This window comes from Candidatus Poriferisocius sp. (assembly GCF_965204015.1).
Classification (GTDB): Bacteria; Actinomycetota; Acidimicrobiia; order Acidimicrobiales; family Bin134; genus Poriferisocius.
In genome coordinates, this window is sequence record NZ_OZ241965.1 from 188,444 (window position 1) to 207,224 (window position 18,781).

Annotated in this window: 18 protein-coding genes; 6 read left to right on the forward strand and 12 right to left on the reverse strand. The window is 63.6% G+C overall.

Features of this window, described 5'->3' with window-relative positions; translation table 11 throughout:
• Positions 1-33 precede the first annotated feature (33 nt).
• The 10 genes from ACOGJC_RS00815 to ACOGJC_RS00860 form a co-directional block, all read right to left on the reverse strand.
• Positions 34-2,343, reverse strand: coding sequence for a xanthine dehydrogenase family protein molybdopterin-binding subunit (locus ACOGJC_RS00815; protein WP_419846613.1), 2,310 nt, complete (start codon positions 2,341-2,343; stop codon positions 34-36).
• Entirely contained in the window at positions 2,340-2,819 is a 480-nt protein-coding gene (locus tag ACOGJC_RS00820) for a (2Fe-2S)-binding protein (RefSeq protein WP_419846614.1), read from the reverse strand. Before ACOGJC_RS00820 ends, ACOGJC_RS00815 begins: the two co-directional genes overlap by 4 nt.
• Positions 2,816-3,667 (reverse strand): FAD binding domain-containing protein, encoded by an 852-nt coding sequence (locus ACOGJC_RS00825; RefSeq protein ID WP_419846615.1) that lies wholly within the window; start codon positions 3,665-3,667, stop codon positions 2,816-2,818. The genes ACOGJC_RS00820 and ACOGJC_RS00825 overlap by 4 nt, the downstream gene beginning before the upstream one ends.
• A complete protein-coding gene (locus tag ACOGJC_RS00830) occupies positions 3,667-4,857 on the reverse strand; it encodes an NADH:flavin oxidoreductase (protein WP_419846616.1) in 1,191 nt (396 codons plus the stop codon). Before ACOGJC_RS00830 ends, ACOGJC_RS00825 begins: the two co-directional genes overlap by 1 nt.
• 3 nt (positions 4,858-4,860) lie before the next feature.
• Positions 4,861-5,934, reverse strand: a complete 1,074-nt coding sequence (locus ACOGJC_RS00835; RefSeq protein WP_419846617.1) for an alpha/beta hydrolase family protein — start codon at positions 5,932-5,934, stop codon at positions 4,861-4,863.
• A 94-nt stretch (positions 5,935-6,028) separates the two neighbouring features.
• Positions 6,029-6,511, reverse strand: a complete 483-nt coding sequence (locus ACOGJC_RS00840) for a (2Fe-2S)-binding protein (protein ID WP_419846618.1) — start codon at positions 6,509-6,511, stop codon at positions 6,029-6,031.
• Between the two features lie 42 nt (positions 6,512-6,553).
• Positions 6,554-7,501: a DUF1989 domain-containing protein gene (locus ACOGJC_RS00845; protein WP_419846619.1), complete on the reverse strand. Its 948-nt coding sequence runs from the start codon at positions 7,499-7,501 to the stop codon at positions 6,554-6,556.
• Complete coding sequence (locus ACOGJC_RS00850; protein WP_419846620.1) at positions 7,498-7,659, reverse strand: hypothetical protein; 162 nt, start codon at positions 7,657-7,659, stop codon at positions 7,498-7,500. The genes ACOGJC_RS00845 and ACOGJC_RS00850 overlap by 4 nt, the downstream gene beginning before the upstream one ends.
• A gap of 62 nt (positions 7,660-7,721) precedes the next feature.
• On the reverse strand, positions 7,722-8,150 hold the full coding sequence (locus ACOGJC_RS00855) for a RidA family protein (RefSeq protein ID WP_419846621.1): 429 nt from the start codon (positions 8,148-8,150) through the stop codon (positions 7,722-7,724).
• Between the two features lie 43 nt (positions 8,151-8,193).
• Entirely contained in the window at positions 8,194-9,420 is a 1,227-nt protein-coding gene (locus tag ACOGJC_RS00860) for an amidase family protein (protein ID WP_419846622.1), read from the reverse strand.
• 55 nt (positions 9,421-9,475) lie between these two features.
• On the opposite strand from ACOGJC_RS00860, the gene ACOGJC_RS00865 reads away from it, so the two are divergent.
• Both ACOGJC_RS00865 and ACOGJC_RS00870 read left to right on the forward strand, forming a co-directional pair.
• Positions 9,476-10,573, forward strand: a complete 1,098-nt coding sequence (locus ACOGJC_RS00865) for a ring-opening amidohydrolase (RefSeq protein ID WP_419846623.1) — start codon at positions 9,476-9,478, stop codon at positions 10,571-10,573.
• Position 10,574: 1 nt separating this feature from the next.
• Positions 10,575-11,138: a carboxymuconolactone decarboxylase family protein gene (locus ACOGJC_RS00870; RefSeq protein WP_419846624.1), complete on the forward strand. Its 564-nt coding sequence runs from the start codon at positions 10,575-10,577 to the stop codon at positions 11,136-11,138.
• 11 nt (positions 11,139-11,149) lie between these two features.
• Here ACOGJC_RS00870 and ACOGJC_RS00875 read toward each other — a convergent pair whose 3' ends face one another.
• A complete protein-coding gene (locus ACOGJC_RS00875) occupies positions 11,150-12,892 on the reverse strand; it encodes a CocE/NonD family hydrolase (RefSeq protein WP_419846625.1) in 1,743 nt (580 codons plus the stop codon).
• 92 nt (positions 12,893-12,984) lie between these two features.
• Here ACOGJC_RS00875 and ACOGJC_RS00880 point away from each other — a divergent pair, with 92 nt between their 5' ends.
• The 3 genes from ACOGJC_RS00880 (at position 12,985) to ACOGJC_RS00890 (ending at position 16,156) form a co-directional block, all read left to right on the forward strand.
• On the forward strand, positions 12,985-14,181 hold the full coding sequence (locus ACOGJC_RS00880; RefSeq protein WP_419846626.1) for an NADH:flavin oxidoreductase: 1,197 nt from the start codon (positions 12,985-12,987) through the stop codon (positions 14,179-14,181).
• Positions 14,182-14,291: 110 nt separating this feature from the next.
• Positions 14,292-15,245 (forward strand): cyclase family protein, encoded by a 954-nt coding sequence (locus ACOGJC_RS00885; RefSeq protein WP_419846627.1) that lies wholly within the window; start codon positions 14,292-14,294, stop codon positions 15,243-15,245.
• Positions 15,246-15,259: 14 nt separating this feature from the next.
• Positions 15,260-16,156, forward strand: a complete 897-nt coding sequence (locus tag ACOGJC_RS00890) for a DMT family transporter (protein ID WP_419846628.1) — start codon at positions 15,260-15,262, stop codon at positions 16,154-16,156.
• A 43-nt stretch (positions 16,157-16,199) separates the two neighbouring features.
• Here ACOGJC_RS00890 and ACOGJC_RS00895 read toward each other — a convergent pair whose 3' ends face one another.
• Entirely contained in the window at positions 16,200-17,411 is a 1,212-nt protein-coding gene (locus ACOGJC_RS00895; protein WP_419846629.1) for an FAD-dependent monooxygenase, read from the reverse strand.
• Between the two features lie 132 nt (positions 17,412-17,543).
• On the opposite strand from ACOGJC_RS00895, the gene ACOGJC_RS00900 reads away from it, so the two are divergent.
• A complete protein-coding gene (locus ACOGJC_RS00900) occupies positions 17,544-18,764 on the forward strand; it encodes a M24 family metallopeptidase (protein ID WP_419846630.1) in 1,221 nt (406 codons plus the stop codon).
• Positions 18,765-18,781: the final 17 nt, after the last annotated feature.

Consider the following 18,781-nt stretch of genomic DNA (forward strand, 5'->3'; position numbering starts at 1 on the left):
AGCGTCTCTGCCCGTCTCCTGTGGGACGACCGGTCAGCTAGCGTCTTGAACCGCCCGATAGACCGTTTCCGGCCCCAGCGGCGTCTCGGTGATCTTGGCTCCCAGTGGAATCAGCGCGTCGGCCACCGCGTTGGCGATGGCGGCGGGGGCGCCCACCGCACCGCCTTCACCTGCCCCCTTCATCCCATCGGGATTGAGGGGGGTGGGGACGATCATGTGTTCGACGACCATCTCGGGCATGTTGCCGATGGCGGGAACCAAGTAGTCCATGAAATTCGCGTTCTGGGGTTGGCCGTCATCGCTGTAGGCGATTTCCTCGAGGAGCGCACCCCCGATGCCCAGGGCGACGCCTCCCTGCACCTGTCCGTCCACCAGGAGGGGGTTGATCAAGGCCCCCGAGTCGTTGACCACGACATGGCGAAGCAGGGTGACCACACCGGTGTCGACGTCGACCTCGACGGTGGCAACGTGGCAACCGTAGGAGAAGGCGTTAGTCGGAGGGTGATAGATGTCGGTTGCATCCAGGGTGTAGTTGTCGACTCCTTCCGGCAATGGCTGACCAGGAGCCACCCTGCCGGCCACCTGGGCCAACGAGACACTGCTGGCCGGCGATCCCTTGACCCGGACCTCTCCCTCGACCAGCTCAAGATCCTGTGGCGAAGCCTCCAGCATCTCCCCGGCGATCTGGATGGCTTGCTCTTTGATAGAGCCGGCGGCATGACGCACCGCGGTGCCGCCAATGGGAGCGCTGCGGCTGGCGTAGGTGCCCACGCCGCTGGCCACCAGATCGGTGTCTCCGTGTACGACCACGATGTCATCGAAGTCGACGCCGAGCTCATCGGCGGTGATCTGGGCCAGCACGGTGTCGTGGCCTTGTCCGCTGCTGCACGCCCCCGTGAACACAATGACCTGGCCGGATGGTTCGACTCGGACGCGACCACTCTCGTAGGGGCCGAGACTGGTCTCCTCGACGAAAAAGCCGATGCCAATGCCCAGGTAGCGACCCTCAGCCCGGGCGCTCTGCTGCTCGCCGCGGAAATTGTCCCACTCAGCCGCTTCCATGGCCCGGCGCAAGCACTCCTGATAGTCGCCGGAGTCATAGATGATCTCGCCGGCCAACACGTTCCCGATGCCACGGTGGAGCGGGAACACATCGTTGGAAAACATGTTGCGCATCCGCACTTCGCCGGGGTCGATGCCAACGGCTTCAGCCACGAGGTCGATGATGCGCTCCATGGTGAACGCCGCTTGGACGTGGCCGACGCCTCGGAAGGGGTTGAGGGGGGTGGTGTTGGTCATGACCACGGTCGACACCAGTTGCTGATGCTCGATCACATAGGGACCGGACAGCATGGAGACCCCGATGAAGGGCTCCACCAAGGTCAGTCGCTGGAGATAGGCACCGGTGTTGGTGACCGCGTGGTCGTGGATGGCCAGGATCCTGCCGTTGTCGTCGTAGCCGACCTCCACGTCGTGGTACTGCTCGCGGCCGTGGGTGGACGCCAGAAAATGCTCGTAGCGGTCCTCCACCCACTTGATGGGACGGCCGACCTGCTCGGCGGCCAATCCGAGGACGATTTCCTCGGGATAGGGCTGGAGCTTCACGCCGAAGGCGCCGCCCACATCGGGAGCGATCACCCGGACGGCGTTCTCCGGCAGCCCCAGATAGCCGACCAGGGTGGCCTTGAGGCTGTGGGGAACCTGGGTGGACGACCACATGGTCAGGCCGCGGCGCGGCTCGTCCCATTGGACGATCACTCCCCTGGTCTCCAGCGGCGTACCGGCATAACGCTGGGTGACGAACCGCTCGGTGAGCGTGTGGGGGGCGGCCGCCAGCGCCGAAGGGGCGTCGCCCACCGAGTACTCCAAGACATCAACCACGTTGGATTCGAAGTGGACCAGTGGTGCCTCGGGGGCCATGGCGGCTTCGGCCGTCGACACCGCGGGAAGCGGCTCATAGTCGACGTCCACCAATCCGGCTATATCTTCGGCGATGTAACGGTCGCCTTCGACGACCACCAGCGCCACTGGCTCGCCCACGAAGCGGACCTTTTCGGTGGCCAGGATGGGCTGGTTGAACGGTTTGGTGGTCTCCTCAGCGTCAATGCAGGGCAGCGGGGGCAGCTCGGGCGGGAGATCGTCGGCTGTGAGGACGCAAACCACTCGAGGATCGGCCGTCGCCGTGCTGGCATCTATCCCCCGGATCAGCGCATGGGCATGGGGACTGCGCACGAACACCGCGTGGACCATGCCGTGCAGCTTGATGTCGGACAGATACCGGCCATTCCCCTGGAGCAGGCGGGGATCTTCTTTTCGGCGAATGCTCGCTCCGAACAAGCTCACGCTCCACCTCCCCGGAGGCTGACCGCCTCCTCCACTGCTTCCACGATCTTGACGTAGCCCGTGCACCGGCAGAGGTTGCCGCCCAGGCCTTCGATGATCTCTTCGCGAGTCGGGTTGGGGTTTTCGTCGAGCATCTCGGCGATGGTCAACACGAATCCGGGGGTACAGAAACCGCATTGCATTCCGTGCTTGGCCCAAAACGCCTGTTCGATGGGGCCGAGCTTGTCGCCTTCGGTGAGGCCTTCGAGCGTGGTTACCTCGCTGCGGTCGGCCTGCACGGTGAGCAGCAGACACGCTCGGGCGGTCTCGCCATCCACGAGCACGGTGCAGGCGCCGCAGACGCCGTGCTCGCAGGCCAGGTGGGTGGCAGTGAGGTCTAGCCGCTCTCGCAGGAAGTCGGCCAGGGTGAGACGGGCCGGCACCGATTCCGACCTCTCGACGCCGTTTACTCGGATGGTGACTGCGTGATCGCTCATGCGGCCCGCTCCAGGGCTTGGGTGAGTGCCCGCCGGCTGGTCACCGTGGCGAGGTGCAGACGGTAGTCACTTGAGGCGTGTACGTCACTGCCGGGGTTGAGCCCGTCGGGCGCCAGCGTGGCGGCCTCGGTCGGGCTGGCCCCACTGAGGACGGCGGCCTCCACGGCGTGGGCCCGCATGGGACGATCCCCGACCCCGATCAGCGCTAGATGGGCATTCAGGACGGTGCCGTCGCCATCCAATTGAACCTGGCAGAGCGCGCCGCACAATGCGTAGTCGCCGGGTCGTCGGGCGACCTCCACCACCGACCATCCGGTCCGAGGGCCCGATGCAGGAATTTCGACAGCCGTCAATACTTCCCCGTCAGCAATCGAAGTGCTCAGGAACCCCTGGAATAGTTCTTCGGCTTCGATGGCCCGGTCGCCAGCCGGGCCGGTGACATGCACCCGGCCTCCGAGGGCCAAGACCACCGCCGGTAACTCCCCTGCCGGGTCGGCGTGGGCCACACTTCCGCCGATCGTCCCCCGCGATCGGATTTGCGGATGCCCCACATGGCGCAGTGACTCAACCAGAAGGGGGCACCGCTCGGCCACCAGAGGGTCTCGCTCGGCCCGGCGCTGCCGTGTCATTGCCCCGATGACCAGGCTGTCGCCATCGTCGGTGATGTGGTCAAGCCCGTCCACCCGGGCCAAGTCCACCAAAAGCGAAGGCCCGGCCAAGCGAAAGGCCAGTAGCGGAATCAGGCTCTGGCCCCCAGCCAGTACCTTGGCCTCTGAATCACTCCCCAAGGCCTTGACTGCGTCGTCCACCGAAGTCGGCGCCACGTAGTCGAAATCAGGCGGTTTCATCAGACCTCCCTGCGAATCCGCGCCCAGGCATGTTTCAGGAGATCAACGTTGGACTCCCGCCAGCACTTCAGGGCCACCGACCCTTCGTGCATCAAACAGATGTTGCAAGAGACGCAGTCCACCATGCCGGTTCGACCCGCTTCGATCTGGCGAACAAGATCGGGCTCGCGAATGAACGGACGGGCCAGCGAGACGAAATCGGCCGACCCGTCTTCGATCACCTCGTTCATCAGCTCGATGGTGCGAACGCCACCAACAAGGATGGTCTTTCCCTTCGCCGTTGCTTTATGGCGGCGAGCCTCCTCCCGGTAGTACGCCTCTTTCACCGGTGCGGCCAGCACACGATGAAGAAGCTTGTCTTGCAAGGCCCGCTTCCGGGTCACACCCGCGTATCGGGCCGCGCTCTCCGCCTTGGGCGACATGAGGCCGGCAGAAATCTCAATGGCATCGACTCCGGCGTTGTCCATCATCGTGACCGTGGCTCGTCCCTCCTCAACCGTCAGCCCATCGGGTACGTAGTCCCAAAGCCCGATTTTGTTGGTGATCGGAAAGTCGTCGCCCACCGCAGCCCGCATGGCCCTGTAGGTCTCGAGCAGCAGGCGTTGGCGGTTCTCGAGCGATCCGCCCCATTCGTCCTCCCGGTGATTGGTGGCCGGCGACAGGAACTCGGACAAGAGGTAGCCGTGGCCCGCGTGTACGTGGACACCGTCGAAGCCGGCTTCCCTTACCCGCCTGGCCGCGTTGCCAAATCCCTCGATGGCCTCCCAGATCTCGTCGGAGGAGGCCGCGGCCAAGGGCAGGCGGTGGAACTGCGGGTTCTCCACCACCGACGGGGCTAGCGGCTCGATCGACTCGTCCCGGCTCTGGCTTCCCGCGTGGTTGAGCTGGGCGAATATCTTGCCGCCTTCGGCGTGGATGGCATCGGTCAGCTTCTGCATGGGCGGAATTACTTCGTCGCGGTCCAGCGCCGTCATACCTCGGATGTAGTTCCCCCGGGGGTGAACGGAGCAGTGGCCGGTGAAGATGAGCCCGACGCCATTGCGAGCCAGCCGGGTGTGGAAGTCATGGTATTGCTGGGTGATGATGCCGCGGTCGTCGGCCATGGTCTCTGAGGTGGACGACCGGATAATCCGATTGCGGGTCTCCACCCCTGCGAGATTCCCCGGCCTCAGTACCGCTGGCGTCAACATGGGCTACTCCCTCAAGTTCCGGGCCAAGTAATCGGCCATTCGGGGACGGACCACCGGTCCCATGTTGTGACAGCAGTGATCGCCATCGGGCTCGACCATGATCTCGGCCAAATCGTTGTGGGCTAGCCCAGCTTGTAGCAGCTCGGTCTGGTGCGGGGGGAAGATGGGATCGTGAACCCCCTGGAGCAGGAGGGTGGGACAGGTCAGGTCGCCGATTGACTCCGATAAGTCGAACGTCTCTTGCAGATAGGCGCGGCCCTCTTCGAGATCTTCGAAGCCCGACACGTATACGAATCCACCCCTGGTGTGAGGAGGCATGCCGTCGAAATCCGACATGTCGGAGAATCCGCCCCACGCCACACAGGTCTTGAGCCGCTTGTCGAAGGCCGCCGACTGCATGGCGTAGTAGCCGCCCAGGCTGCGGCCGAGCACTCCGATTCGGTTGCTGTCCACATCCGGCCGGGCGCTGATGGTGTCGAGGACGGCGGAGGTGTAGCGATGGAAGTCGGCGCAGAGCTTCACGTCGAAGTACATCTCGCCTTGGCCGGGACCGTCGAACGCGAAGGTGGCCAACCCGCGGCGGTGGCACAGCGCCTCAAAATGGTAGCTCTCCTCTTTGGTGGACTCCAGACCGCCGATGAGGACCGCGCATGGGTGAGGTCCGGGCCCGGCGGGTAGCCGGAGATAGCCGGGGATGATCGTCGATTCGAATGCGATCTCCACCCGCTCGGCCGGAGCCACAAGATGGGGCGCAGCCCGCTTGTACAACTCGACCTTCTTGTGTTGGCCGTGCTCGCGGCGGTCGGGTTCGTGGAACCACATGAGCTGCCCGTAGTGCCACGACAACGACGAGTGCCACAGCCACTCGCCGGCGCTGACCCGATCGCCAGCTTCCAACGCGGCCATGCCCAGGGCTTCGTAACGCTCGGCGGTGTCGGCCCAAAACGGCAGCCATTCGGCTAGGTCGTCCAGGGCACGGGCAGCTTCGAAGTCCGGGTAGGGGATGCCGTCGGCGAGCATCCGGCCCGGGTTCAGGATCGCCTCGACCTTTTGGGGCACCAAATCGTCAGCGCTCATGAACGGCCTGCGTTCCCAAGTGCGGACAACCGGTCATCGACGTTGGGCACTCTTATCCCCCCTCTTGGACACTAAACGCTGCTGGGAAAATCCGCTAGCGACTCTCCTGTTGATGGCTGGCCAGCGTGGCCTGGACTGCTTCAATGATGCCTTGATAGCCAGTGCAACGGCAGATGTTGCCGCTGAGCGCTTCTCGTATCTCAGCCTCCGTCATTGCGGCCAGCTCATCGAGCATCGAGTCGATCGTCATGAGCAATCCAGGAGTGCAGAACCCGCATTGCAGGGCGTGCGCGGCGCTGAAGGCTTCTTGAAGCGGGTGCAGGTCGTCGCCGTTGGCCAGTCCCTCCACGGTCTTGATGGCGCAGCCGTCGACCTGCACCGCGAAAAGCAGGCATGAGCGCACCCCTTGTCCGTTGAGTTGGACGGTGCACGCCCCGCACACGCCGTGTTCACAGCCCACGTGGGTCCCGGTCAGGTGCAACTCGTGACGCAGAAAGTCGGAAAGCAGCAGTCGCGGCGGGACCGTTCGGTCAAAGGCCACGCCGTTGACCTCAACCGTGATGGCGTGGGTCGTCATTGGAGTTCGCTCTGTGGAGGGACCGCTCACCAGCAGCTTCTGCTAATCCTCCGCCACCTGATCCAAGTGCTTCGGGCCCTTCATGTAGTTCACAATCCACCAGCTGAAGAACACATACCGAAGTACCTCCGCATCGGTCTCACCGAATTCTCCCGTCGCCACAAGCTCATCAAGCATGGTTTGATGCTCGGGGCTCAAGTTGACGGGGACGTCGGTGAGCACAATGGGGTAGTTGACGTAATTCGGGACGTACGAAGGGTCTTTGTACAGCTCTCGATCAGCCTTGATGGGCTGCGCCGCCAAGTCTTCAGTGGTGAGCTGAGATCGGTATTTGACCAACTCCGGCCGGCCTTCAAACTGGGCGAGGTCTTCAGGCAGGCCCTCATAGATGGCCAGCCGCAGAGGCTTCAGCTCGAAGCTGCTAGTGGCGAAGGTATCCGCACCACACACGTTTGGCACCGCTAGCAGATCGATCAAGGCGATGATCTCGATGTAATCCCCGTGCTTGGCCACGTTTTCGGCGATATACGGATGTCCTGCTTGATCGACGCCGGTGTGCATGAAGAAATTGAACGAGTCATGCACGTCGTCGCTGGTCAACCCGTATTCTCGCTGGGCTTCGGCTTGAATGTCGTGACAGTTCGTATGCGGATCCACCCCGAATTGGTATTCGAACAGCAAGCCGCTGCATCGGGGATACAGCACATCGTTGGTTCCAACGGTGTCGGTGATGATCGCCGCTATTGGCCGGTCTCGCGGCGGTGCCGACCAGAGGAAATCGCCCGTGGTTGGATGCATTCCATGCATGTGCCTGGTCCGACCGGTGTGGAAGCACTCCTTGTAATCGTGGAGATTGAAGCAATTGAAGTCGGCGCATTGACCGGCGACTCCGATCTGTTCGAGTCGCATGACCTGCCCGGCCAGGAGTTCGACTGCTTTGCCGGTGGCCGGTTCCATGATGTGCTCATACAACAGCCTTCGCTCGGTCATGAGGAATGTTCCTTGTGGAATTCCCGCAAGGCCCGCAGAAGGAGGTCTTCCCGGTCTCCGGAACTCGTTTCATCAACGGAATCGTCAACCAACTCCAGTTGCTGCTGGTTCAAACGGACGACTACTTCTCGGAAATATCCATCATCTTCATCGGCCATGATTTGGTCTCCGCTCGTTCGGGTATTACTGGTCTAAGGCAATTTACCAGACCACGTCCCGCTCAATTCGGGGGAGGATCCACCACCGCGATGGCGTCGATTTCGACCACTAATTCCGGGACGACGAGCGCGCTGATCTCAATTGTCGAGCTCGCCGGGGGATCAGTTGGGAAATACCGGGCCCGCACCTCCTGCACCGCGGGAAGGTAAGCCATATCGGTGAGGAACACGGTCAGCCGCACAACGTCTTTCAACGTTGCCCCGCCCTCGTTGAGCACTCGTTGGAGGTTCTCCAGCGTGGCCTCGGTCTGGGCTGCCGGGTCTCCAACGCCGATAACGGCGCCATCCGGATCGAGGGCAACTTGCCCGGCAGCGAAAACCATCCGGCCGGATTCGCACACAATGCCCTGGGAGAATGGCTGGGGATGTTCGAAGCCCGCTGAGGACGGGTCCCACACCCCCGCAGGGCGCAGTACGTGTTTGTCGACCATCGAACTCGGGACCTCCCCACGGGGAATGCCTGACGGAAAAACCCTATCCAAACCCCATCCCGGTCGCCCGGGCGTCGTCGCCGAGCATGGCCATGACCTCGAGGAGGCGAAACTCACCACCGGGGGCAGCCAGCAAGCCGACTCCCACCGAACGGGGATCGCCATCTCGGTGGACCGAAAACACCGCCTGAGGTGCCCCCGTAAGGCTGCTGGGAGCAGCCAGCCGGAAACACTCGCTTCTGAATTGGGCCAACTGCCGGTCGTCCCAGTCCCGCATCGGGCCATGCCGGAGCATCACCGGGAGCACCACCACCGTTCCCGGCTCGACCGCGACCCGGAGGGATCGGGTGTACGCCAGTCTCTCCGCCCGGTCATTCTGTTGAGCGCGGTCAGGATCCTGGGAGAAGCGCTCGCACCGTTCGAGCCGCATCCTCACGTCTTCGGCCAACGACGAACCGTGCTCGGCGACCCAAGGCCCATGGTTCGACCAGATTTCCCGTCCTTGCAGCCGGGCGAACAAATCACCGACATCGGTACTGGTGAACTCCCCGAATTCGGTCTCCTCAAATGGACCGCCCATTACATCGGCCGCGGCGCTGGCCGCGGCTCTTCCGATCCGGGCCGTCTGGGCATCAGCCTCATCGAACACGTCGGCCGCGAACTTAACTTTGGGAGGTTCCGTTATTTTGTCAGCACCCGGTGCGAGCACCTTGAGCACATCGGCGATGATCGAGGCCTGAAGCCCGAAAACACCGACCACGTCGAACGAGTGCGCCAGCGGGATGACCCCGTCGGGTTCGATCAATCCGTGCGACGGCCGAATGCTGTGCAGCCCGCAAGCCGCTGCGGGCACCCGAATCGAGCCGGCCGTGTCGGTGCCCAATCCGATGTCAGCCAGCCCGGCGGCCACCGCCGCGGCCGATCCCGAAGACGAGCCGCCGCAGAAGAGCCGGTCGTCGAGCACATTGCGCGGTGGCGCACCCTCGCCCACATTGCCGATCAGCGAATAGGCCAGTTGGTCCAGCTTGGTCAGACCGACGAGGTCGGCGCCGGCGTCGAGCATGTGGGTCAATATCGGCGACGTCACCGTCGCGGCGGCACCAGTCGACCGCCAGCGCTCGTGGCCGAAGGAGCTTCGATGGCCTTGGAGGCTGAACAGGTCCTTGGCCACGAACGTGCGGCCCTTCAAGCTGCCCTCCCCCGAGCCACCCATGGCAACGCTGTTGGGCACGAAGGCCTCAACGTCGTTCAGATGTTCCTCGTCCACCATCGGGTTGCAGTCTGCCAAGATTTAGGCGCAGGCGACATGGAGGAGCTTCGTTCCTATGCCTTTTGAAGTGCGCAAGATCCCATTCGAACACGTCACGGACACCTCCGGGCTCGAACAAGCCATCGCGGAGGGCGCCTTCCGGGGCGATCAAATCGTCGGCGTGGTTGGCAAGGTTGAGGGCAACGGCGGCGTCAACGACTTCTCCCGAATCCTGGCCGACCGGGTGCTCCGCGACTTCTTGGTGGAACAATGCGAGCACTCCCGTGAGTCGGCGCTCCAAGTGCCCATCGCCTGGTCTGGCGGAACCGACGGGGTGATCTCGCCGCACATGACGGTCTTTGCCAAAGTCGACGGTCCGGCGGAGCCAGCGGACGAGAAGCGCCTCACCGTCGGTCAGGCCGTTTCGGTGCCAATTCTGCCCGAGGAGATCGGCCGACTGGCCATGCTCGACAAGGTCACCGATGCGGTAAATCTGGCTGTGGCCGATGCCGGCATTGAGGATCCGGCCGATGTCCACTATGTGCAAACCAAAACGCCGTTGTTGACCGCCGAGCGCATCGCCGACGCCCATGCCCGAGGCAAGACCGTCGCCTTGGAGGACACCATGGAGTCGATGGCGGTTTCCAACGCCACGTCGGCTTTGGGCATCGCCACTGCGCTGGGCGAGATCGAGCGGCCCCGCGAGGACCAGATCGCCAAAGACCTGTCGGTTTACTCGTCGGTGGCCTCGTGTTCGTCGGGCGTCGAGCAGACCCAAGCCCAAGTCGTGGTGGTTGGTAATCGCCTCGGCGTCGGCGGCCGCTACCGGTCGGGCCATTCGATCATGGAGGACAACCTCGACTTCCCCGGGATCTACCGGGCGATACGTTCGGCTGGCCTCGACCTGCCCGAGCGGCCGATCCCCGAGGACCTCGACGGTCGGGTGGTCAATTGCTTTATCAAATGCGAGATCCATCCCAGCGGACGATTGCGAGGCCGGCGGCAAGTGTCGCAAAACGATTCGGACATCCACCACACCCACCACACCAAGGGCGCCGTCGGGGGTGTGGCCGCCGCCGCGCTGGGAGACCCGGCCGTGTTCGTATCGGTGGCCGGGCTCCAATCTGGACCGGCCGGGGGCGGGTCGGTCGCCGCCATCGTCGACCTCGGCTGAGATGGCGCGACTACCGGGCCTCCCCCCGGACAATCTCAATCCCGAGCAGCGGGCACTGTACGACTCCATCGCGGGAGGCGATCGGGCCAAGGACGCCTCGTTTCCGCTGACCGACCAGACCGGGGCTTTAGTCGGGCCCTTCAATGTGCTGCTCTACAGCCCCGGGGTCGGTGACGTTATCCAGCAACTGGGGGCCGCATTGAGGTTCCACACCGAGCTCAGCGCGCCCGTGCGGGAGCTAGCCATTCTCGTGGTCGCGACCTACCACGACTGCGAGTTCGAGCGGTGGGCCCACGAGTCCATCGCCCGGCGTGTCGGATTCTCCGATGACCAGATCGACGCCCTGCGGAATGGGACACGCCCCGAATTGGAAGCGGCCGACCTCAACGCGGCTTACGACATCTGCCTGTCGATTCTGCACGACAAGTCCATCCCCGATGATGTGTACGGCCGAGCGGTGGAAGCCTTCGGCCAAGACCGCCTCGTCGAGTTGCTGATGGTTGTCGGCTACTACTCGCTATTGGCCCAGCTCATCGGGGCATTTGAGGCCGAGCCACCCGACTGACCAGGACCCGCTCAGTCGTTGGGGATCTGCGGGACCAGGACCCAATTCGGATGGTCGGGTCCGAAGTGCACCGTGACCTGGTTGTCGAACACTTCTGGTGGTCGACTTCTGACGTCGTCGTGCAGGAACGGGCCGCAACCCCGTAGCTCATTCTTGAAGTTCGACAGCCGCAATCCAGTGGTGTCGCCGTCCCATTCGTAGTCGCGTCCTCGAATGGAGAAGCCGACGCGATAACCCGGCGGTATCACGATCGACGTGGGCCAGATCTCGATGTCGAGCTCGTAGACCTCCCCCGGTGTCAGGGGCTGTTCCTCGTCGTGGGTATGGTACGGCCTCCACTCTTCAGACAGGGATTCATCCAGCTTGCGATGTGACGCCCGCAGCCAGCCCTGGGCGATCGGCGTGTGGGGGTCAATGGCACCCATGAACGTGACTTCCTCGCCATCGGGGTCGAAGACCCGGAACACCAAGAAGAGGTCGGCATCGGTAGTGGACGAGGAGATGTGGAGCTTGGCAGCCAACGGACCGGTCACCTCGATCTCCTCCTCCACAGGCGGCATGAAGAAAGTGAGCCCGTCGCCCATGGCGTCGTAGGTGATCGTCGCCTCCGCGGTGACCGGATCATGCACCAGCGTCAGGTCAGAGGGATCGAGATGCAGCTTGGTCCAGTCGGTCCGTGGAATGGGCCAGTCGGATTCGGCCCGCTCGACAAAGCGGTCGACATGGCGAACCAGAAGCTGTACCCGCGACTGATCGTCCCACGCGGCGTCATCGCCCTGGAGATACTTGGCGAAGAAGCGCTTCTGGAGATCGACGCCGTAATCGGTGTAGTACTCGGTCCAGTGCTCAATCCCATGGCACTCGAGGAATTTCTCAGTGGAAGCGGCCCGGATATAGGCCTCGATGTTGCCGCGGGGGTGCAGTCCCTGACCACCCCAGTTCGACGCCGACAAAAACGGCACGGTCACCTTGGACCAATCAGGAGACCGATCCTGGTGGTACTGGTCGTCGAGGGGATGAGAGGCGATCTCGTTGCCGAAGTCGCATCGATTGGCCCGAAGCTCCTCATCTGTCAGCGTGTCGGGGCCAGCCACCAGCTCGCCGGTCACGATGCTCCTCGCCCCGTTCTCGCCGACGCCGTGCTGCACGGTCTTGATCTGCATGTCGTACCAGTTGTCCCAGAACGTCGACAGGATGCCGCCGTGGTAAGTCATGTCCCGGTACCAGTCGGCGGCCCCTTCCCAGGGAATCATCGCCGTGAGGTGGGGTGGCTGGAGCGAGGCGACATGCCAGGCGTTGATGGCGTAGTACGAGATCCCCGAAATGCCGACCTTGCCGTTGGACCAGGGCTGGACACCGGACCATTCGATGCACTCGTAGAAGTCCCGGGTCTCTCGGGGTGAGAAATGGTCGATATAGCCGGGGCTGCGGCCCGCTCCCCGGGAGTCCACCCGAACACACGCGTAGCCCTCGGGCACCCACTTCTCGGGATCGCAAACCTCCCAGTTCTGATACTTGTTGGTGGAACCAGCGGCCACGTCGGGGTGCTCTTCCACCATCCGGTCCCAAGCGCTGGGATAGCCCTCTTGGAAGGCCAGCCCCTTGGCGTAGGGGCCGTAGCTCAAGATGACCGGGTACTGCCCGTCGTCGTCGGGGCGGAACACGTCGGCCCGCAATTGCAGACCGTCGTCCATCTCTACGATGACATCCCAGTCGATCCGCATGCCGTCTCGCACTTCACTGTTGGCGCTCATGAGTCCCCCTGCCCGTCGGGTCGCTTGCGCTGGCCCGCGCAGTTTAGGAGTCTTTTTCGGAGCTGTTCTTAAGAACTGCTGGGGGGACACAAATGCACGCCTTCACGCCCGGCCGGATCGGTCGCCTTGAGATCAAGAATCGTTTTGTCCGGGCCGCCACGTCGGAGACCATGGCCACCGACCGCGGTGAAGTCACCCCCGAACTCATTGAGCTTCACCAGACGCTGGCCGCCAACAGCGTGGGGCTGTCTCTGCTCGGCCACGCCTTCGTCCACATCCGCGGCCAGTCGCTGCCCAACCAGACGGGAATCCACGACGATGACATGATCCCCGGCCTCGCCCAGCTCACCGGAGCGGTCCATAGTGCGGGCGGCAAGATCTTCGCCCAACTCGCCCACGCGGGCAACCAGGGTGGGATGAGTGACTTCGCCATGGTGGCCCCCTCAGCGATGGCTAACGCCCTCACCGGGTCGGTAGCTGAGCCGGCCAGCGACGAGGAGATCGAAGAGGTGATCGAAGCCTTTGGCGCGGCCGCCGCCCGGGCGCGGGAAGCGGGATTCGACGGCATCCACATTCATGCCGCCAACGGGTACTTGATCAGCTCGTTCGGTTCGCCGCACTCCAACATCCGTACTGATCGGTGGGGTGGTGATGCGGAGCGGCGCTCCAGGCTGCTGACTCGCGTGTACCAGTCGATACGTGACGTGGTTGGGCCCGAGTTTCCGGTAACCGCCAAGGTGGGTATGGAGGATCAGGTCGACAACGGCCTGGAGCTATCCGAAAGTGTGGAGCGCGTCCGGGACTTGGCCGGCCTCGGACTCGACGGCATCGAGGTGAGCGTCGGCCTCATGGCCTCGGGAGCCGACTCCTGCCACAAGTACGTTGCTGTGGATCGGCGGCGGGCGTTGGCCGACCACCTCTACTTCCGGATGTTCTCACCGCCAAGCGGCGAGGCGTACTTCGAGCCCTACGCCCAGGCCATCCGAGCAGTCGTTCCCGACTTGACCCTGCTTCTCGTGGGCGGGATGCGAACCACCGAGACAGTTGAGCGGGTCCTGGCCGAAGGCTCCTGCGATTTCGTCTGCCTCGCCCGGCCGCTCATTCGTGAGCCGGACGTGGTGGCCCAGATCGAAGCCGGGCGTCGGGGCCGGTTCGATTGCACTTCGTGCAACCTCTGCCTCGAGAACGAAGGGGCCACCCGTTTGCAATGCTGGCGCACCCCGCGAGTGCGGCTCATCCACGCTGCCGCGGCGCATATTCGCCGCCGGGTTCAAAGCAAGTCTCACTAGCTTACGAAATCAGGTCACACTTGAAACTCGAATGGATCGCGTGAAGTATGCATCCACGCCACGTTCACCGGCTTCGCAGCCGGTGAACACCCGAGGGAGGAGTCGAGCGTATGGCTGCGCCAGACATCACCGTTGAGCTGTTGCACAAATACTGCGACGAATACCGCAACTGGGGCCGTTGGGGTGATGACGACGAACTCGGGACCATGAACCACATCTCCCCCGAGAAGATCGTCGAGTCGGCTGGTCTCGTTCGTCAGGGAAAGGTCTTCTCGCTACAACTGCCTCTGGACGGAAACGGGCCTCAAACCGGCGCATTCGGCCGGGTCAATCCGATCCATCAGATGGTGGCCACTGGCACCGATCACGCCGAAGGCGCCCAGGATTGGCCGATGGGTTGGGGGGTGGCCGACGACACACTGTTCTTGTTCTTGCAGGGCGGGACCCAGTGGGATGCACTGGCCCACATATTCCACGACGGGTTGATGTACAACGGCTATGACGCCCGGCTCGTGTCAAGCACCGGGGCCGACAAAAACGGCATCGAGAACCAGAAGACCGTGGTTTCGCGCGGCGTCTTGTTGGACATCCCGCGAGTGCGAGGGATTGAGCACTTGGAACCGGGCGATGCCATCACTGGCGAAGACCTGGACGCAGCCTGTGAGCACCATGGAGTCGAAGTGGGCACCGGCGACATGGTTCTGATCAGAACCGGAGACATGGCTCGGCGGCGTGAATTGCCCGGCTGGGATGGATTCTCGGCGGGCGACTCGCCCGGCTTGTCGCTCCTGTCAGCACCCTGGCTGGCTGATCGGGAAGTGGCTGCCATTGCCACCGATACCTGGGGCGCCGAGGTGCGGCCCAATGAGATCGAAGGCAGCTTCCAGCCGCTGCATTTGGTCATGATCGTCGCCATGGGACTGTTCGTCGGCGAGATTTGGTACCTCGATGAGCTCGCGGCCGATTGTGCCGAAGACGGGGTCTATGAGTTCCAACTCGTTGCCCCGCCACTGGTGATACCCCGGGCGGTGGGCTCGCCCCTCAACCCCCAGGCAATCAAGTAGAGACCAAGCAACAGGTGGTAGAAGGACTCGCCGGCCGCCCAACGCGGCTCTCCTCCCACGCCATTGGACTGCTCTTAACCACCCTCGGCGTCCTGGTCCTTTCGCCGGACAGCCTGCTCATTCGGCTCGTGGACGCCGACGTGTGGACCCTCGTGTTCTGGCGCGGCTTCCTCATGGGGCTGACCGTTTTGACGGCAACGGCTGTGTGGTCGCGAGGCGATGCCGTGGCCCAATTTCGCTCCCTCGGTGGCGTGGGGCTCGTCGTTGCCATGTTGTTCGGATCGCAACTCACCCTGTTTGCAACCTCGATCACCCACACCAGCGTGGCCAACACGCTGGTCATCTTCGCCACCGCTCCGTTGTTCGCGGCGGTGCTCAGCAGGATCTTCCTCGGCGAACCGGTCCCCCTACGGGTCTGGCTGGCGGTAACGGCCAGCTTGGGAGCGATCTTGTACATCTTCTTTGGCAGCATCGGCACCGGTCGCATCGGCGGCGATCTCGCCGCAGCAGGCGCCGCTCTGGCCATGGCTATCGGCCTTACCGTCATGCGCCGCAACAGCCACGTCAGCATGGTCCCGGCCTGGGGGGTCGGCGGCCTGTTGGCCGCTGCTTTCGCCGCCTCTTTTGCCGATCCGTTCGGCATCTCGGGTGAAGACGTTGCCGTGCTGCTTCCCAGCGGGATCCTGGTTCTTCCCATCTCCTTTGCCCTGATTGGACACGGCCCACGACGACTCTCCGCCCCCGAAACCGGGCTGCTCATGATTCTTGAAACAATCATTGGCCCCTTGTGGGTGTGGTGGATCTTGGAGGAGCAGCCCAATGCCGAGGCGCTGGTCGGAGGAGCGATTGTCATCGCTGTTCTGGTGGCCAACTCAGTGGTTGGACTCCGCCAGCCCTCAATCGGTTCGTGACCAGCGAAACAGAGTCAATTGTTGGCCTCTGGGGGCAACCCAATCAGTTGCCCGGTCCGAACAACCCGAACCGCCAATCTGGATCACCGGGAACCATTGTCGACTCGAACTGCGCTCGCTCACCCATTCGCCTCGACTTGCCAGCCACGGTTTGAGCCAGTTCGAGTTGTTGGCGCTCCCAATCAGCCAGCGAAGCGTCTAGATCGTCGCCCGTGCCCAGATAGTCGCGCAGCGCCCAGCCGTCGGCGCATGCTTTGGCTGTTCCGGCCGCCACGTGAGGGCGCAGCGCCGTGGCTGCATCGCCGATAAGCGCGATGCGACCGTGGACAAATCGATCGGCGGCCATGTCGAAAATGGCCTGGATAAACGGCTCTTCGCAGACCAAGACGAGTTCCCGCAACTGCGGAGCAAGGAGCCGCTCTGCGTCGTGGCGAATTTCGGTCACAAAACGGTCTTGGGCCAACCCGGGGGGCATGGTGGCCGGGCGGTGCACGCCGTTTCGGTCCACCATGAGCTCTTCGAACTCGGGTCCCGGCGCATTGCGGTACCACACGAAATTGAGGGCCCGCTCTCCGGGGATTATCGAGTCGCCCGGGCCGGGGATGGCGTAGGCCAGTATGTGGGCGTGGTTGAGCACCTGATACACCATGGCGTCCTCGAAGACCGCCGCGGTATCCGCTTGGAGGTCACTCTCCAGCACGGTGCCCCGCCAGGCGACATAACCGGCGTAGTCGGTGGTGGTGTGCGGTGAGACGATGGCGCGCACCGTTGAGGCGATTCCATCCGCGGCCACGAGCAGGTCGCAATCCCGCGATTCGCCGTGCTCGAACGAGACGGTGACGCCCTGCGACGTTTGGGCACACCCGGTGACGTAGTGGGAGAGGTGGTAGCGATCGCCGGGCAGCACCTCCAGCAGTGCCCGGTACAAGGTATTCCAGGACGTGAAGCGGTTGTACGTCGCCGCCTCGTCGACAATGGAGCCGGACTCATCGACATAGCTCCAGTTGGTAAGCGTCAGGGCTACATCAGCCGCGCCGGCTTGGCCCTCCCCTAGCGCAGAACCCCTCTCGGTGAAATAGCGCTCGGTCATCGGCAGCACGACGATGCCCGCGCCTCGACCCTCAAGAGCGTTGGTGGACCGTTCGTAGATGTGTACGTCGTGGCCAAGCTCGTGAAGGAGTATCCCGGCCGTCAGGCCGCCGATGGATCCGCCGGCGATGGCGATTTGGAGCGGGTTGATCCCCGACGATGTCATGCAGCGGTTCCCCAGCGAGGCTCGGTGGCAGTGAGGCAAAGGATAAGAGGCAGGCTTTCGCCGTGCACTCTGGTCAACCGGCAAGGCGGCGTTCCGGCGAGCCTCAGTAGGCTGTGTCCGATCGGAGAACTGATGGCGGGCTACGCAAAAGGGCCATTCGCAGTCGACTGGGAAACCCGATACGACATGGCTCGGCTGCGGATCGAGCGCGTCCAGGCCGCGCAGCGGGAGTTGCGCAATTCGGGAGTCGACGGCCTGTTGGTTTGGAAAGACGAGAACGTCCGCTACCTGACCTCACTGCGAGCCCAACTCATCGCCGGCAAGACCACAGCGCTGAACGGCGCCCTGCTCCAGCCCGACGGCGAGCCGGTGCTGCTGTGCTCCGGCGGTGAGATCGACAAGGCCCGTTTGGGTATGCCGTGGATCGGCGAAGCACACGCCATCCCCATCATGGAACAGGCGGAGTTGGTGGACGGCTTCGTGAAGGACATCCTCCGGCCCATCCTGCGCAACCGAGGACTGGACAGTGGTCGGCTGGGTCTCGACGCCGCCAATATCTCGTTCATCGACGCTGTCCGCAGCCATCTCCCCCATCTTGAGCTAGTCGATGGCGACCGCCTCATGCAGCGAGCTCGGCTCATCAAGTCCGACGTGGAGATCGACATCATCGAGGAGGCCTGCGCCATCGGCGACGCGGTCACCCAACGAGCGCTCGACGAGACCCGCGCTGGCCGGCGCGAGCTGGAGATCGCCGGCGATGCCATGCAGACGCTGTTCTATCTCGGTGGTGAGATGGCCCACGTCATCACCCCGTTCGTCGCCACCGGCGAGCACATGTCGCCGCCTCATCGGCTGGCCACCGACAAACTGACCCGGAACATGGACCTCTGCTTCATCGACATCGGCGCCATGTGGAACGGTTACTTCGCCGACATCGGTCGGACCACAATCATCGGCAAGCCATCCCGGCGCCAGCAGGAGATCTACACGGCTGTCTATGAGGGGCTCATGGCGGGCATCGACAAGATGAGGCCGGGCTTCACCAACCAGGACGCCGCTGATGCCATCGTTGAGACGATCGGCAACCATGGCCTCGCCGAGCACCTGTTCAGCCTGTTCATCGGCCACGGCATCGGCATGGGTGCCAACGAGCCGCCCTACATCGGCGAGAACATGCCCGGCGCCACCGTGTACCCCTTCGAGCCGAACATGGTTTTTGCCGTCGAACCACTGGTTTGGGTGCCCGATGTTCCCGGCGGTGGCGGGGTGAGGATCGAGGACATGGTGTTGATCACCGAGGGCGAGCCCCGGGTCCTCTCCCGAGTCGAATACGAGGAAAAGCTCTTGCTCTGATCCTTTCCGCCCTGGGG